The following is a 17,053-nucleotide window of genomic DNA, read 5'->3' as shown; positions in this document are numbered from 1 at the left end:
ATTTTAGATCTTGAATTTATTTAATTAAAACTTTTGCAAGAGGTCTACTCTTAGGAACACCCAACTTACTCGATTCATTAGCTATTCTTGGCATTGAAGTTACTGATTTTTTTACACAAAAAAGCCTGGCTTATTTACAATAGATGCCTGATTTTTGGGTTGATTTTATGATAGAGCGAGACTGACAAGCTAAGACAATTTAACTCTTAGGAAAATCTAATCCGAGAAACTAATTAGCTATTCAAGAATTGAAATTACTGATTTTTTTATACAAAAAGGCATTGCTTAGACAGTAAGAAAAAATAACTTTTACACTAGACTGAATTTAAGTATTTAATTCTGTGACTATATCTTTCAAATCTGTTAATTTTATTTATGCTTACTGCCTTATTTACTAATACAATATACTTTGGTAAGTATTCAGGTATTAGCGATAAACTTTTCCTGAATAATGCTAGGCAAACAGGTTTTGAGTGGGTCATTTCAGTTATCAGTTATCAGTTATCAGTTATCAGCCTTTTCAGTTATCAGTTATCAGTACCTCTGGCTGAACCCAGAGGCTTGAAATAATGAAATTTATTCTTTTCATCCCCTTAAAAGGGCAGGCTTTGGACCTCTTTTTTTGGTAAAAAAGCGCCAAGTAATTAATGAAGAATATTAGCTAATTTGCTTTTACACTAACTTTTAATTTGAGCTCAATTTTTCAACTCTGATTCTTCCTGCAAAGATAATTGTTTAATGTCTAACAGATAATACCTGAGGGCTGAATGCTTACATATTTTAAATGAATTTATCATTGTGATAATTGATTAATTAGCAATATATATAGTAATTCTCATGCTGGTGAGTTCATTAATTGATAATTGATAATGGATAATTGATAATTACAAGAAGGTTAAAACCGCACGGGAATTGAATATAAGGAGATATTATTTCTTCTCTTGGTTGATTGGATATGGCGAGGTCCCCTCCCCATCCCTCAACCGCTTTTTTTCCCCCTATCCAAGGGGAGGCTTCAAGGCGCGAATTATTTAATTATTAATTATTAATAATTAATAATTCGGTAAAAAAATCTAGGTTTTAAACAGAGAAGAGGAAAGAACAAATACAAGTGTAGTTTACGCTTACTGATAAAAGCTATAATCACATTATTTAATTTCAGTAATTTTATCGGATATTAATTATGAACAAAACACCACGGATAAAAATTCCTTTAGCAGTTAAAAAATATGTATTTGAGCGAGACAACTACCACTGTCAAAGTTGTGGCAAAAATGAAACGGAAACAGAACTTAATATAGACCATATTATCCCCCTCGCTAGAGGCGGTACTAATGATATTAGTAATCTACAAACCCTCTGTCACAACTGCAACCAAAAAAAGAAACATCATTTCGATCCCCGCTTTCAACGAAACTTTAGTAATTAAAGCAAATTGGCATCCAGAAAAAATTTAATTTGTTAGTAAAATATACACCAAATTTAGTGATTAATATGCTACAACTGGCAGAGTAAATATTTTTTGCTTATTCCCGATCCTACTCCCCATCTTCCCTACTTTCTACTCCCTAAAACCATGAATATATGTACTTCATCAAGCAGGAAACTGCTGTAACATAATGAATAAATAGAGGAGAAACATAAAGTGAAATCAAAGACTATCGGTCTTCTCAAGATTAAGATGTATTCTTTAATTGAAAAAATGTCTGATATAGAATTAGAAAAAGCTTGGGAATATTTACAAACACTTCATTATGACAGCTTCATGATGATAGCTATTCAAAAATCTAAAACAAGTCACAAACCAGGAGATATATTCACTAAAGAAGAAGCATTGCAAATATTAGCCTTTGACAAAGAAGATACTTAAAGTAAAAACAAGCATTATTTATTAAACTAGAATAGAAAAACTATAAAAAAATAATATTTGTGTTACCAAAATATCGGGTCTCAAGCCTCCCTTTTCTAGGATATGAAAAAAGTAAAATTCAGTTTTTCAATCCTCCAACTTTAGCCGGAGATACTGATAACTAATAACTGATAACTGTTAACGAAGTTCCTCTGAAAGAGGCTAACTAAAATGAGTCTAGAAGTGCGTTATGCTCGGTCTTTTATCCAAGACCTTAAAGTCATAGAATCTCTTGCCTACCAACAAGTATATGATTTTGTTTTTATCAAATTCAGTCAAATAAATTACTTACAAGAATTGCCAGAACTAAGACAACTTGGAAGCAGTGGTATTTTCTACAGATTTACTGTGGACAATTATCTGATAGGTATAGAAGTAACAGGTCAAATTGTTAAATTTATCCGTATTTTACCAAAGCCAGAAATCTAGTCTTCTAAACTACAGATGGCAAACCAGCAAAAATACTAAATACACTAATTTTTATGGAATCAAAATCACTCTGGCAACGCTATATTGACTGGCTTTACTACCACCAAGGATTAGGATTTTACGTTGATATAAGTCGCATTAAATTTGACGACTCTTTTGTTGAGACAATGAAGCCTAAACTTGAAAAAGCCTTCCAAGATATGGAAGCATTAGAAAAAGGTGCGATTGCCAACCCAGACGAAAACCGGATGGTTGGCCACTACTGGCTCAGAGACGCTGATATTGCTCCTACCCCCGAAATTAAACAAGAAATTGTCCAAACTCTGGAGCAAATTGAAAATTTTGCCAAGAAAGTCCATAGCGGAGAAATTAAACCTTCTAATGCTCCCAAATTTACAGATATTCTGTCCATTGGCATCGGTGGTTCAGCTTTAGGCCCTCAATTTGTCGCCGAAGCTCTTGGTCTTGATGACCCACCAATGGAAATACACTTCATTGACAACACAGATCCAGCAGGTATAGACCGGGTACTCCACAAACTCAGAGATCGCCTCAACAGCACCCTAGTTATAGTCATCTCCAAATCGGGAGGTACGCCAGAACCTCGCAATGGTATGATGGAAGTTAAAGCAGCCTTTGCATCTCAAAACTTAGACTTTTCTACTCAAGCCGTCGCCACCACCACCCCTAATAGTAAACTAGGAAAAATTGCTAAATCTGAAGGATGGATAGATGTTATCCCGATGGCAGACTGGGTAGGTGGACGTACTTCCGAACTCTCCTCCGTTGGTTTGCTACCCGCAGCACTGCAAGGAATTGATATCCGGGCAATGCTTGCTGGGGCAAAAGAAATGGATGCAGTTACTCGCAAACATGAAATCAAAGGCAACCCCTCTGCTTTATTAGCTTTGAGTTGGTACGCCGTAGGTAATGGTCACGGGGAAAAAGATATGGTAGTTCTACCATACAAAGATAGTCTACTGCTATTCAGTCGTTATCTACAGCAGTTAGTTATGGAATCTTTAGGTAAAGAAAAAGACCTAGATGGTAAGGTAGTTAACCAAGGTATTGCAGTCTACGGTAACAAAGGTTCCACAGACCAACACGCCTATGTACAACAATTGCGAGACGGTGTATCTAATTTCTTTGTTACTTTTATCGAAGTTCTCGAAGATCGTGAAGGTACTTCTCCTGAAGTAGAAACAGGGGTAACTTCTGGAGACTACTTATCTGGTTTTCTCCAAGGTACTAGACAAGCACTCTATGAAAATCAGCGAGATTCTATTACAGTCACTATTCCTAAAGTTAATTCTTATAATGTAGGGGCATTAATTGCCCTTTATGAAAGGGCAGTTGGTTTTTATGGCTCTCTAGTTAATATTAATGCGTATCACCAACCAGGAGTAGAAGCTGGTAAAAAAGCCGCAGCCACAGTGCTAGAATTACAACAACAGGTAATAAATATCCTCAAGCAAGAGGGAGCTCCTCTATCTTTAGAAGAATTAGCTCAAAAAGCAGGAGCTGCTGATAAAATAGAAACCATATACAAGATTTTGCGTCATTTGGCAGCTAATAACCTAGGTATTGTTTTCCATGGAAATCTTGGACAACCAGCTAGTTTAGCGGTAAGCTATAAATAATAGTAGATAATATATTTCTCTCTTAGCATTGAGCATCAGGGGTAGGAGATTAATAGTTTACATTCCAAAGCTACTAATTATGCTATAATCTGATAAAAATAGTAGTTAGGGGTGCAAAACCAGACCACCCATGTGACCGCTATCCTTATAAGTCACCGCTAGCCTGGTCAAGCAACGTTATCCTCTGCGACTGCCGACAACCAAGCCAACATCAGTAGTAAAAGCATTTACAAGATTTTCTTGTAGACATTAGGAAATACTCCCTCAGTAGATAACCTTCTACTGTGAATTGTTAACAAATATTAGCACTCATAGTATCGTTAAGAACATAAGCTTAAATATTACCTAAATATACTTAAAATGTACTTTTTTTAAAACTTATGATGGTATATACTTAAGCTTATTTTACCCTACAAAGAGTAGGTAGAGTTCCCACTGATTTTAAGTCTGTGGAGAACATCAGATGACAACCAAGGAGATTTTGCTCTTCAGTGAAGCAGGAAGTTTTTCTCCAAGATTCAAACCTCAATTTGGGTAAGTTCAGTAGAAGGGCTATCATACCCCCGCCATGAGGAGACGACAGAAATTTCATCCGTCGTTTTTTATCCCCTAGCTAAAGCTGACGAATTTCCAAACTAAAGAAGGTTTTTAGATCAAACAATGCCCTTAACAATTCTTGTTGTTGATGATGACTTGGGAACTCGCTTATGTCTTAGTGATTACCTGGAAATATCTGGCTACTTGGTAATCAAAGCTGAAAATGGTCAACAAGCTTTAGATTTAGTTGAAAAATCTCAGCCCCATCTGATTATTACTGATATTGCTATGCCAAAAATGGACGGTTATGAACTGGTAAGACGAGTTCGGGCACGTCCAAGTTTTCGTCTCTTACCTGTGATTTTTCTAACTGCTCATACAAGTACACAGGACAGAGTGAAAGGTTATCAATTGGGGTGTGATATTTATTTACCAAAGCCTTTTGAATTAGTAGAGTTAGGAGCAGTAGTCCGCTCTTTATTAGATCGATATGCTCTGATCGCCCAAGCTTCACCCGGACCTAATTCTTTACCTACTAATAGTAAATCTTTGGTAACAGAAAAGCTATCAAAATCAGATTATTCAGAGACAGTATCTCAGTCAATTATCATAAATTCTCAGATTAGTTTGACAGCCAGAGAACAGGAAGTTTTGAGTCTCTTGCTTAATGGTCTTTCTAATGTTCAAATTGGCGATCGTCTACATTTAAGTCCGAGGACTATTGAAAAATATGTGAGCAGTTTATTGAGAAAAACTGATACTAACAATCGAGCTGAGTTGGTTCGTTTTACTATGGAAAATTACTTCGCTAATTAATATTAATTAAAGGAAATAGGGAATAGTTAGAGGTGTTAAATTTTCTGCATTTTTCCAAGTTAGGCGAATAAAAATCCCAACAAGGAGTGAACATTAATTTAGTTAGTATTTTTTGGTACTTTTTTCTAGGTTTAGCACTACTGAAACTAATGATACATCATTAGTTATTCAGCAAGCCCTAATTAATAATCTTTTCAGGAAAGTAATCTAAAATTCAGCGATCGCCAACTACTATTTTATTTTCATTTATCAAATAATCTAATAGCCCTTCACAAGCATCTAAAAGTATCTCAATCACATAATCAAATCCATCTGAACCACCATAGTAAGGATCGGGTACTTCCTTCACATCAAAATATCTACAAAAGTCACACATTAACTTTACTTTATCCCCATATTTATTACCAGTGTCTAAGCGAAGTATATCCCGATAATTTTCCTTATCCATTGTGAGAATTAAATCAAAATTATTAAAGTCTTCTACTTGAAATTTACGAGCAGAACCTTTCAGATTAATACCTCTCATCTTAGCAGCATAAGTCATTCTAGAATCAGGAGGGCTACCTATATGATAGCCCCCAGTACCAGCAGAATCACAAACTATGCGGTCGCCCAAATTAGCTTTTTCTATCAGATGATTCATAATATTTTCTGCCGAGGGAGAACGACAGATATTACCAAGACAAACAAATAATAGTTTATAAGGCATAAATTAATTGAGAATATAGAATGTAGAATATAGAATGTAGAATTATTAAATTAATTTAATTTAGAATGCAGAATTATTAAATTAATAAATTAACCATTTTTTAGTTCTAAATTCTAAATTTTTCAGAAATCCAAAAGACTAGGATACAGTTTCTCAGTTAATCTACTATTATATTTTGTAGCTACTTAACTTCAAACCTTTCCTAGCCATTATTACTATTTAAACTACGATAACCCTGGTATATTTAAACCACCTGTCAAATCCTCCATACGTTCACGCATAGTAGCAGTAGACTTAGTATAAGCATCTAGCATTGCTGCTGTAACCAGTTCAGAAATTACCTCTGCCCCTTCCCCCAGTGCATCTGGTGAAATTTCTACTCGCCGTGGTTCTTGGTTCCCACTCAAAAAAACCTTTACTAAGCCACCACCTGCTACCCCTTCAACTTCTAATTGATCGAGTTCTTCTTGAAGTTGTTTGGCTCCTTCTTGAACTTGTTGAGCTTTTTTAAAAGCTTCAGTTAGTTCTTTCATTTTACCTAGACCGGGAAGGCCAAAACCTTTTCCTGATTGTGACATAATTAATTACTCTTCTATGGTAAGTCTTATTTGGTATTTGTTTGTTGCCATTATAGATTCTCAATCACTGATACAGAATCTAATTTTATTTTGTGCTTTTGTAGGAGCTGATTAAAATGCTAATCTACGCAGCTATAGCATCATAGCATCTATCATAAAAATCATAACACTACATATAAATTTTTAGTCCTTGATTATCAGGAATAAATTGACATTTATTTTCCTAATTTATTCAATATTTCCTCAGACAATTCATTAATAATCTTAATCAAAAGCTCTTTATTGTTGCTCAACTGCCTTAAGTCTAGTAATTAATGGTTCCAGAAGGTGGGGAATCTGAAAATCCGACTAATTTCAGGTACTATTATAAAAAAGAAATATAAATTAATTTGTTGTTAGGAATCTGATTGATGAGCATAAAAATCATATTTCCAACGATAATTTATTCATTCTCTATACTTGATTTGTACCCCTAAACCGATGCAACTACTATAAAACACAAATTATAGTTTATTGGTATTATCAAGTTAGTACTTCTGAAAAATCTCCCATAACTTTTACTTCTGGTTTTAATAACAACGACCACTGCTTTTCCACCTGTTCTTGAACATGATAAATCAGTTGTAAAATCTCGTTAGCTGTAGCTCCCCCACAGTTAAGAATAAAATTGGCATGGCGGTGAGCAACTTGGGCCATACCTATTTGATAACCTTTAAGCCCAGTGTTTTCAATTAACCAGCCTGCTGATTTTGGTCCAGGATTCCGAAAAACACTACCACAACTAGGTAAGTGATAAGGTTGAGTAGTTCTTCTCTTGTAAAAATTTTCAGAAGTTATAGCTGTTAGCAGAGCAGGCTTTTCTCCTGGTTGTAACTGAAAAGTAGCTTGAGCCACAAAAATAGATTTACCTTGTAGCTTAGAATAGCGATAGCTGTATTCTAAATCTTGAGCAGACAAAATATTTATCTGACCATTAGGCAACATAACATGGGCATTCACTAATATATCAGCCATACATTTACCTTGTGCCCCGGCATTCATTACCACAGCACCACCAACAGTGCCAGGGATACCAACAGCCCACTCCAAACCTTGCCAGCCCATTTTTGCTGCCTTCCAAGCAAGACGTGGTAATGATTCACCAGCACCTACAGTCAGAAGACCTGTTTTTTGTTCAAAGTTGATGTGTCGGAGATGGCGACTGCCAATAACTAATCCAGATAAACCACTATCGCTGACTAGCATATTAGATCCAGCTCCTAGCAGAGTTATTGGTAGCCCTTCAGAGTTAGCAAACTGAAAACTTGCTTGTAAGTGATCTAATCTTTTTGGTGTAACATACCATTGAGCAGGCCCTCCGACTCGGAAAGAAGTTAGAGGAGCCAGAGGAACATTAGACTTAATTACACAATCTGTTCCTAATAACGGGATTGGTTTATACTGTGGCCTTTGATCTGAACTAGCTATGTGATAAGAGAGAGTCATGGTCATAACTAATAACTTGAATTATCGTAATTTAAAGGGGTCGGTTTTAGAGCTATACCAATTGAATAAATATTTCCTACATATTTGGTAGTCAACTAGCAGGATGACCGATGGGAACTATAAGTCATATAGCACAGGTGCGTATCAGGAATTATTACTATTACTCCTTCCTATTTCTGCAATGAGCCTTTAGCCTTTAGCCTTTAACATTATTTGATCAAATTGGTATTATTTAACTCAACTTAATATTCTTCATTAAGCTATTTCACTAGATGCGACCTGGACCTGATAGTGAGGTAGTTGATAATATGCCATGAGTTTTGGAATAATCTGATTCAGGTTGCCAGCACTCAGAAATATTGCCATATCCCCTGGTTGTAGAACTTCATGCAAAAATTTACTCACTGACTCTAAAGATGGTTGATAATAAACATATTGATGGTAACTAGAAATTGCTTCAACTACTTGTTGGCCATCAATTTGACCATCAGATGATTCTCCGGCACTGTAAATATCAGTAACAATCACCATGTCAGCATCATTAAATGACTTAGCAAACTCTGAAATAAAAGTCTGAGTACGACTATAACGATGAGGTTGGAATATAGCAATAACTCTTTCAATTGGCAATAAGTTATTTTGTTTGATGAGGGGTAAATTTGTGGTCGATATATGAGACTTTGGAGTTAATTCCTTACTTTTCCGTAAGCGAGCTGCAGCCAGAGTTGCATTAATTTCACTAGGATGATGAGCATAGTCATCAATAAATACAATACCGTTACATTCTCCTCTATGTTCAAACCGACGATGAGCTCCTTCAAATTTAGCGATCGCTGCAGCAATAGCTGTAAATTCTAGACCTAATAACCTACCTACTGCCACAGCAGCCAAAGCATTACTTAAGTTATGTTTACCCAATAACCCCAATTGTAGTTGTCCCAAAGGTTGGCCTCGTTCCCAAACACGAGCCAAGGTAAGATTAGATTGATAATCTACACAATCTACTGTATAGTCAGCCTCACTTTGGGGATTAATACTGTAACTAATGGTTGGCTGAAGTTTATCTTTAACATTAGAGCAGTCAATACAACCCACTATACTCTGACAGTTTTCTTTAAACACTTGGAAAGTTTCGACAACTTGTTCTAAACTTTCATAATGGTCTGGATGGTCTAACTCAATATTAGTGACTACACCAATGTGAGCAGATAATTTAACTAAAGAGCCATCTGACTCATCTGCTTCTGCCACCAGATAAGGACTTTTACCTAAACGAGCGTTACCTTCCCAGGCGTCTACTTCTCCACCAATAACAATGGTGGGGTCTAAACCAGCTTCTAGAAGCATAAACCCAATTAAACTGCTAGTTGTAGTTTTGCCATGGGTTCCAGCTACAGCTATGCTTTGATAATCCTGAATTAGAGCCGCCAATAAATCCGAGCGGTGAAATATTGGACATTCAAGTTCAACGGCGGCTTTATATTCAGAGTTTGTTGTATTAATTGCTGTTGAACAAACTACTTGTGGGAGTCGAGAAATTGCTTGGTTATTTCCCACTCTAACATTGTGTTTTTTTGTCATTACTGCTCCTGTATTTACACGGAGATCAGTAGGGGATAAATTTAACTTAGAATTGTTTGACAAAGGTAAATTTTGTTCTTCAATAGTTTGTTGAAATAACTCTAAATTTTTGGCTTCTTGATGCCAAAATATATGTGCTCCTATTGCTTCTAAGCGCTTTGTTATGTGGCTAGATTTGAGATCCGAGCCATAAATAGGCAACTTGCGTTTAGCTAAAATGTAAGCAAGAGCCGACATTCCGATACCGCCAATACCAATAAAATGAAATGGCTTACCACTTAAATCAACATATTTACTCATTAATTGCTCCTTACACACCAAACCGCGTGCTTAACACGCGACATCATACCAGGAATTTTTTTTTTTAGATAGAGTTTAGCAGTAATTTAGGAAAAACACTGTTTAGCTTCGTCAATAATCTCTATCTCTCGTGATTAATTTGTTTTATATCAAATATTTACCTACTGGCCAGTATCTTTCCGGACATATCCCAAAAACAGATCGAGGATTAATCATCAGGATTTTTTTCTAAAAGAACAAATATTTATCGTAACTAATCAGACCAAAAAAATTATTATTCAAGGTTAGTAGTTAGACAACAGACAATTGAAAAAAGTAGTAAGATGAAAGATTGCTAATTTTCACTTAACTTGAGCAACATCTGCTTGTTAAAATCGAGGACATCGGTTGAAGTTGTAGGGAGGTTTCATGGGACGTTTCTACAACTTCAAACTGTAACTTTATGACGCTTCGTATGATTTTTATTGAGTTGACTTAAAAATCATTTTGATATTTGACTTAATAAATTACTTGGGATCGTAATTAACCTACAAAAAAATTATCAAATTACCATTTTGCTGTATGATAATGCTCAAGGTTAATTTTCTTTTAAGCTCTCCTGGCTGAAATTCATATCACTTCTATAAAAGTAAAGGATGTGGAATCAAGCCATGGGAGAGTTTAAATCTGAAATAAATATCTGAAACTATCAAGTAAGTAAGCCGTGGGGCAGCACGGGGACTTGATAGATTGACTCGGAATATATCTACTTAAATGGATATATTTACCGAAAAACCCATACTGACACTTTTTTTATCAGTATGTAGAACTGTCTAAAAAGTTAAATTTTACAAGCTTTTGTTAGGAGGTAAAAAGTGATTAGAGTTGCCATAAATGGTTTTGGACGGATTGGACGGAATTTTTTACGTTGCTTGCTCACTCGTACAGATAGCCAACTCGATCTTGTAGCTATCAACGATACTTCTGACCCAAAAACCAATGCCCATCTACTAAGGTACGATTCAATGTTGGGTACTTTAAAAGGTGTAGATATTAGTGCCGATGAAAATTCTCTTACAGTCAATGGCAAAACAATTAAATGTGTTTCTGACCGTAATCCTTTAAATTTACCATGGGGAGATTGGGGTGTTGACTTAATTATTGAGTCTACAGGTGTATTTGTAACTGAGGAAGGAGCTTCAAAGCATTTACAGGCTGGAGCTAAAAAGGTTTTAATTACTGCTCCTGGTAAAGGTGGACAAGTTGGTACTTTTGTGGTAGGTGTGAACCACGAAGATTATAAGCATGAAGATTACAATGTCATCAGTAATGCTAGCTGCACAACTAACTGCCTAGCTCCTGTTGTCAAGGTTATACATGACAACTTTGGCATTATTAAAGGTACAATGACCACAACTCATAGTTATACTGGTGACCAACGTATTTTGGATGCTAGTCACAGAGATCTACGACGGGCTAGAGCTGCAGCGGTAAATATTGTGCCAACTTCTACAGGTGCAGCTAAAGCAGTGGCTCTAGTAATTCCAGAAATGAAAGGTAAGTTAAATGGTATCGCGATGCGTGTTCCTACTCCTAACGTTTCTGTTGTAGACTTAGTAGCTCAAGTTGAGAAAAATACCTTTACTGAACAGGTAAATGAAGTTATAGAGGCAGCTGCTAATGGACCAATGAAGGGAATCATTGAATATAGTGATTTACCTTTGGTTTCTATTGACTATCGTGGCCATGATTGTTCTTCAATTGTTGATGCTAGTCTGACAATGGTTATGGATGGCGATATGGTAAAAGTTATTGCTTGGTATGATAATGAGTGGGGTTACAGTCAGCGTGTTGTAGATTTGGCTGAAGTTGTAGCACAGAAGTGGGCTGCTTAATAATTAATAATTAATAATTAATAATTAATAATTAAATAGTTTAGGTTAAAAGCCTCCCTTTGAAAGGGTAAGAAAAGAAAATTTTTTCCTTGAGCGTCAATCCTCTCCCTAAAAGGGAGAAGTAATTATTAATTGTTAATTGTTAATTGCTGAAGGAGGCAAACCTAGAAACCTAGTTTTTTCGTAGATGTCTATTGTTAAAAACAACGATTTATGCTAAAGACTGGGTTTCATGTATGTAAGTCCGAAGAAAGAAAAAACTCCAATAAGATAGCTATGATCAGGTTTGGGTTAAGGCAGCAGTAAAATAAATAACTTTTTCAAAAATGTTGAAATCCTTGGCTAAGTGTAAGTTGCTCGTTTGGGTAGATTCCTTGGCTATCTATTAATAAGATGTCGGTGTCGTCTGTGGTTGTACCCACTATGGCTGCACCGACTCCAATTTTTTTTACTAATTTTTGGCCATAAAATAGTGGCAGACATAAAACTAGCTCGAAATCTTCTCCTCCATATAGTGCCCAGTTTAATGCTTGTTCAGATGAGACAAATTTAGTCAAACAAGGAGGAATGGGAATTTGATTTCGTTCAATTCTAGCCCCTACCTGAGATGCTTGACAAATTTGAATAATTGCATCTGCTAGCCCATCACTACTATCCATTCCTCCTACTAAGATGGGGTTTTTGCTATCCTCTGGACCACTAAAACTATTTAAAGATAAGCAATCCCATAAAATTGTTAAAATGTCAAATCTTGGTTTGGGACGTTGGTGAGCGAAAATTAGGCTAGAGCATTCTGCTTCTGTGAGAGATTCACCTAGTTCTGGAACAAGTAATAGTTCTAACCCAGCTCTTGATGCTCCATGGACTCCAGTGGCCACTATCACATTTTGGGGTTGACAAGTGGAACGAAGAATAGTGTTGAAAGGGTTAACTTGTCCAAAAGCAGTAATTGAGATAGTAGAAACTGGCGATCGCACAATATCTCCACCAACTATAGGGGTATTGTATGGCTGTAAGCATTCAAAAATACCTTTGTAGAGTTGTTCAACCCAAGTAACGGATGTATCGCCAGTTAAACCAAGAGCGATCGTAATCCCAATAGGAAATGCTCCCATTGCTGCCAGATCGGATAAGTTAGCAGCAGCACTGCGCCAACCTACATCTTCGGGGGAGGTTGTGCGATCGCTAAAATGTATTCCATCGACAAGCGTATCAGTTGTTACTACTAATGATTTGTTGGGTTGAGTTGGCAAAATAGCAGCATCATCCCCGATAATATCGTCTGGGCAAAAACGGTGTAATCTTTTTAAAAGTCCTTGTTCGCTAATATCTTTAACTTTGAGCATAGAAATATATCTATAATTATAGCTTTTTTGATGTTATATCAAGTCTCATTAATTAGCCATAATAAAAATCTTTTCTCTGATAAATTTCTCCGTGTTCCCTGTTCCCAGTTAAGTGTTCCCTCAATTTTTTATTGTGGGTATTCAAAAAGACATGATATTAATTACAGTAAAGTATATAAAGCAACCTTTAAATCTCCAGATGGGAAAAAAAGCGATCGGGTTAATACGCTTCGGTGCTAATGACTATAATATTTGTGATTTAGACTTGGGTCTCGTGTTGCTGTTGACGAGCTAAAATTGCTTAGATAAGACTACTGGGAAACCTGGTTGCTTGGAAAAATCGTTGGTTTAAACAAAAGACATCTAGGCGCATAACCAAGTTTATAGCAGTTTTCATGCTTGATAGACCAGAGGTAAAGACACCCTAATTATCGCGCTCATCTTTAATTCAGCAACTATTTTAGTAACAAGAGCTTTTATACTGACTCCTAACAATGAGTTTAGGGGTCTACTCAACTGAAAAACCCTGTTTGAGCCTGGTGCGTAAGTCCTGTTATAGAGGTTTTCATTGATATAGACCAAAGCTCTGAGTTCTGTAAGTCCTCAAATTTTACGCATACTCACGGCTTTGTTGCATGAATGTTGCGATATAGCTGCCGCACTTGCTCCGCCAACGCAAACTCCCCCCACAAGAGAAGTTAATTAGAATTCTACTTTGTAGCTTTCTGGTTTACAGTTCTGTATCATACGATTAAGTACAGCACATTGTATGAACAACTCCACTGCCTGATTATCAAATTTTCGTCGTCGTAACTTGCCCCCAAATATCACGAAGAAGTCTAAACATTGTCGTTTCAGATAGGGAGCGCCTATGGTAACCACTTTCACGCTTCCAAATATTCGCCCCGTCAAGCGAATCCGCCTCAAGTTTTCATCTCTAGGATGGGGAGTCCCTTTACAGTTACCATGTTGCCAAATTACTGCATCTTTTCGTGGCGGAATCGTCGGTTTGGCTCCTAGCTGACTGGCTTTTTCATAACAGTTGTACTTATCATAAGCCCCATCACCTGATACTTGAGTAATCTCACCTTCTACCCTATCTAATAGGTCACAAAATATTTGGTGATCGCTTACATTATTAGTGGTGACAACTGCTGTGACAATCTCTCCAGTGGCCTCATTCACCCCTAGATGTAATTTACGCCATGTCCTGCGTTTACGGGACAACCGTGAATCCTGGTTTTCCATTCCCCTTCACCGTATACTTTGACCCCCGTTGAATCTACTACTAAGTGAATCCCTTCTTTAGTTGGCATTACTGGTATCGCAATATTTAACTTTTTGAGCCTACGAGATACAGTGCTATGGTCTGGTACAGGTAAGTCTAGGTCCATCAAATCAAATATAGATTCTACAAATCCTTCTGTCTGTCCCATGCGCTAGTCCATACAGGCTACTCAGAGTAACCATTAGTTCAATAGCTATATCACTATAAGTATTAGACGCTCCTCTTCGTCCTGTCCTCTTTTGGTTTACCCACTGCTCTATTACTTCTGGTTTACCCACTGCTCTATTACTTCATTACTGAGCCAGAATGTGAGACTTCCTCTATGTTTTAAGGAGGCATCGTCCATACGACCAGTTGCTGACCCGGTACTTGCACTTAGACTTAGACTTGGACTTGGACTGAATCATATCTACGTTGGTGTAGGTTTTTTTGTGCCATGTACTGTTATTTTTACCCTATTTCCTTTGTTTGTGCAACAAAGCCCATACTCACTACTATTTATGTAGTCTACTTTTGTGAAAACTGCGATAATGGTTTACTATCAATGAATTTAACAGAATTTTCTTTGTTGCTTCTACAAAAAATATAAGATTTATCTTATTACAGTATAATTCATTTAAGTAAATCACAAAACTCTTTTGGGATAGGGAGTATGGAGTAGGAAGATACTTTGGAGTTGCGCGTACTCGCTGTAGTCTATCTATTTGAAAAACGCTATAATTTTTTATTTTTTGTTGAGATCGGAGTTGCAAGAGGGAGCCACAGTGCTCTATATCACTTCGCGATTCCTACTTACGCACTTACGCACAATTATACCAATTTCATAAACTTAGGCTACACTGGTTATCTACTGCCAGATTATATGTTTGATTCTTGAAATATGATGTGTAGCCATACTTGAGGAAATTGGTATTAATTATTTTTTAACTACTATATTGATGGAAAATTTTATTATTTAGCTTGTTGCTTGTTAATTTGTCAATTTCACCAGAATCTAGATTTATAGAATCCAGAAATTATTTTACCTGGCTAGTAAGTTCTGGATTAAAACTAATAATTAATACACTGAACTCTTTATTCATGTAAATTCCTAGAAAGAAAAATATGAGATTTAGTAATAAGTTTTACACCCTAAGCCAGAATATAGACTTATAGTATGTTAGATTTTTTTTGTATTATCTTAAACAATTATACAGGATAATTTACTAAAAACGATATAATTAAAATGTTTTTTTTTGCTATCGGAAAAATAAATATTACTTTTGCATATTTATTTGTTTTTTGTTAGTATATAAACAAAGCATATCGTTAGTTGAGAGAATAGTTGAGATACTGCGAATCTTAATTAAGTAACTATAATATTAGTCCAAATTTAATTTTTAATAAATACAATTAATAAATATTAAGAATTATGTAAAAGATTAATAAAAATTAATTAAAAAGCAGAGTTATTGACAAAAATCAAGACAACTATTAAGCCGAAATAGTGTTGTAAGCTACATTTTTTTCAGTGTAAATAATAAATGATAGTTTACAGTACAAGGTAAAAGACGACTTCTTAACATTACTTTAATAACTTTCCTGATCCATGAAACCAAGAATAATAGTCTGTGGCTTGGGTCGTACCGGCTACAAAATATTTCGTCTATTAAGACAGCAGGGTGCAACAGTTGTTGGCATAAGTGACCGCCCACTCCGTGGAGAGGGTTCAGAAATTATCGTTGGCAACTTTCGTTCAGCATCTACATTATTAGCAGCAGGCATTCAAAGTGCCCATACTCTGGTTTTAGCAGGGAAAGATGAGTCTGTTAATTTGGCCGTCTTAATGTTAGCAAGGATTCTCAATCCTAAAATTCGGATTATAAATCGCCTATTTAACACCAGTTTGGGCGATCGCTTAGACCATACCCTGACTGACCACACAACCATGAGTGTGTCAGCTTTAGCAGCTCCAGTGTTTGCTTTTGCAGCCTTGGGTAATCATGCTATTGGTCAACTACGTCTATACAATCAGACCTGGCCAATGCACGAAGAATTGATCGATCGGAATCATCCTTGGTTAGGTCGTAAGATCGCTTCGCTTTGGGACGATCGTTCTGTGATGTTAATTTACTATATACCAGCCGCAGATCCAATCGATCTAGTTTCTGCAGTAGTAAAAGGGCGACAGTTACAGGTAGGAGACCGCCTGATTATTGCCAGCAAACCTAGTGTGCGAACTCGCAGACAAAGTTTAATTCACAACTTCTTCAAAATATTTGCCAGACTCAGACAATTTCAGCGACATAGTAAATCAGCAGTAATCCTTAATTTAGCTCTTTTAGTAACTGTTCTAGTTTGTACTATTACTTATATTAGTATTAATCTGAATAATAGTTTTGTTGATTCCCTCTACTTTACTGTTGGTATGATTACAGGAGCAGGGGGAAATGAAAAAATAGCAGAACAAGCACCAGGTAGTATCAAAATATTTACTTCCATAATGATGCTTGTGGGTACAGCGATCGTAGGTATTTGCTATGCACTCCTAAATGACTTTGTATTAGGTACTCGCTTCCAAA

General features: G+C 36.2%; 13 protein-coding genes and 1 pseudogene. 8 read left to right on the top strand and 6 right to left on the bottom strand.

Going from position 1 to position 17,053, the window contains the following annotated elements; translation table 11 throughout:
- Nucleotides 1-375: 375 nt before the first annotated feature.
- The 6 genes from F6K22_RS08770 to F6K22_RS08745 all read left to right on the top strand — a co-directional run bounded on the left by F6K22_RS08770 (nt 376) and on the right by F6K22_RS08745 (nt 5,331).
- Nucleotides 376-570: a hypothetical protein gene (locus F6K22_RS08770; protein WP_293095970.1), complete on the top strand. Its 195-nt coding sequence runs from the start codon at nt 376-378 to the stop codon at nt 568-570.
- 613 nt (nt 571-1,183) lie between these two features.
- The gene (locus F6K22_RS08765) at nt 1,184-1,429 is read left to right on the top strand and encodes an HNH endonuclease (protein ID WP_293095966.1); all 246 of its coding nucleotides are present in this window, start codon (nt 1,184-1,186) and stop codon (nt 1,427-1,429) included.
- 216 nt (nt 1,430-1,645) lie between these two features.
- Nucleotides 1,646-1,870, top strand: a complete 225-nt coding sequence (locus tag F6K22_RS08760) for a hypothetical protein (RefSeq protein WP_293095963.1) — start codon at nt 1,646-1,648, stop codon at nt 1,868-1,870.
- A 210-nt stretch (nt 1,871-2,080) separates the two neighbouring features.
- The gene (locus F6K22_RS08755) at nt 2,081-2,338 is read left to right on the top strand and encodes a cytotoxic translational repressor of toxin-antitoxin stability system (protein WP_293095939.1); all 258 of its coding nucleotides are present in this window, start codon (nt 2,081-2,083) and stop codon (nt 2,336-2,338) included.
- A 53-nt stretch (nt 2,339-2,391) separates the two neighbouring features.
- Nucleotides 2,392-3,978, top strand: coding sequence for a glucose-6-phosphate isomerase (locus F6K22_RS08750; RefSeq protein WP_293095936.1), 1,587 nt, complete (start codon nt 2,392-2,394; stop codon nt 3,976-3,978).
- A 660-nt stretch (nt 3,979-4,638) separates the two neighbouring features.
- Nucleotides 4,639-5,331, top strand: coding sequence for a response regulator transcription factor (locus F6K22_RS08745; protein WP_293095933.1), 693 nt, complete (start codon nt 4,639-4,641; stop codon nt 5,329-5,331).
- A gap of 214 nt (nt 5,332-5,545) precedes the next feature.
- Here the strand turns inward: F6K22_RS08745 and F6K22_RS08740 are convergent, their stop codons facing one another.
- From F6K22_RS08740 to murC, 4 genes are all read right to left on the bottom strand, one after another.
- On the bottom strand, nt 5,546-6,040 hold the full coding sequence (locus F6K22_RS08740; RefSeq protein WP_293095930.1) for a low molecular weight protein-tyrosine-phosphatase: 495 nt from the start codon (nt 6,038-6,040) through the stop codon (nt 5,546-5,548).
- A 224-nt stretch (nt 6,041-6,264) separates the two neighbouring features.
- Nucleotides 6,265-6,618 carry a YbaB/EbfC family nucleoid-associated protein gene (locus F6K22_RS08735; protein WP_293095927.1) on the bottom strand — a complete coding sequence of 118 codons (354 nt, stop codon included), beginning with the start codon at nt 6,616-6,618 and terminating at the stop codon, nt 6,265-6,267.
- A 522-nt stretch (nt 6,619-7,140) separates the two neighbouring features.
- Entirely contained in the window at nt 7,141-8,109 is a 969-nt protein-coding gene (gene murB / locus F6K22_RS08730; protein ID WP_363273140.1) for a UDP-N-acetylmuramate dehydrogenase, read from the bottom strand.
- A 249-nt stretch (nt 8,110-8,358) separates the two neighbouring features.
- Entirely contained in the window at nt 8,359-9,984 is a 1,626-nt protein-coding gene (gene murC / locus F6K22_RS08725; protein WP_293095924.1) for a UDP-N-acetylmuramate--L-alanine ligase, read from the bottom strand.
- Nucleotides 9,985-10,838: 854 nt separating this feature from the next.
- Between murC and F6K22_RS08720 the strand changes: the two genes are divergently transcribed.
- Nucleotides 10,839-11,858 (top strand): type I glyceraldehyde-3-phosphate dehydrogenase, encoded by a 1,020-nt coding sequence (locus F6K22_RS08720; RefSeq protein ID WP_293095921.1) that lies wholly within the window; start codon nt 10,839-10,841, stop codon nt 11,856-11,858.
- Between the two features lie 320 nt (nt 11,859-12,178).
- Here F6K22_RS08720 and thiL read toward each other — a convergent pair whose 3' ends face one another.
- Together thiL and F6K22_RS08710 are read right to left on the bottom strand one after the other, a co-directional pair.
- Nucleotides 12,179-13,204: a thiamine-phosphate kinase gene (gene thiL / locus F6K22_RS08715; RefSeq protein ID WP_293095918.1), complete on the bottom strand. Its 1,026-nt coding sequence runs from the start codon at nt 13,202-13,204 to the stop codon at nt 12,179-12,181.
- 702 nt (nt 13,205-13,906) lie between these two features.
- Nucleotides 13,907-14,899 (bottom strand): annotated as a pseudogene (locus tag F6K22_RS08710) (IS5 family transposase).
- A 1,181-nt stretch (nt 14,900-16,080) separates the two neighbouring features.
- Here F6K22_RS08710 and F6K22_RS08705 point away from each other — a divergent pair.
- On the top strand, nt 16,081-17,053 hold a 973-nt coding region (locus tag F6K22_RS08705), incomplete at its 3' end, for a potassium channel family protein (RefSeq protein WP_293095915.1).

This window comes from Okeania sp. SIO2F4 (genome assembly GCF_010672385.1).
Lineage (GTDB): Bacteria > Cyanobacteriota > Cyanobacteriia > Cyanobacteriales > Microcoleaceae > Trichodesmium.
The sequence above is the reverse complement of the archived record's forward strand: the minus strand, read 5'-3'. Positions and strand labels throughout refer to the sequence as shown.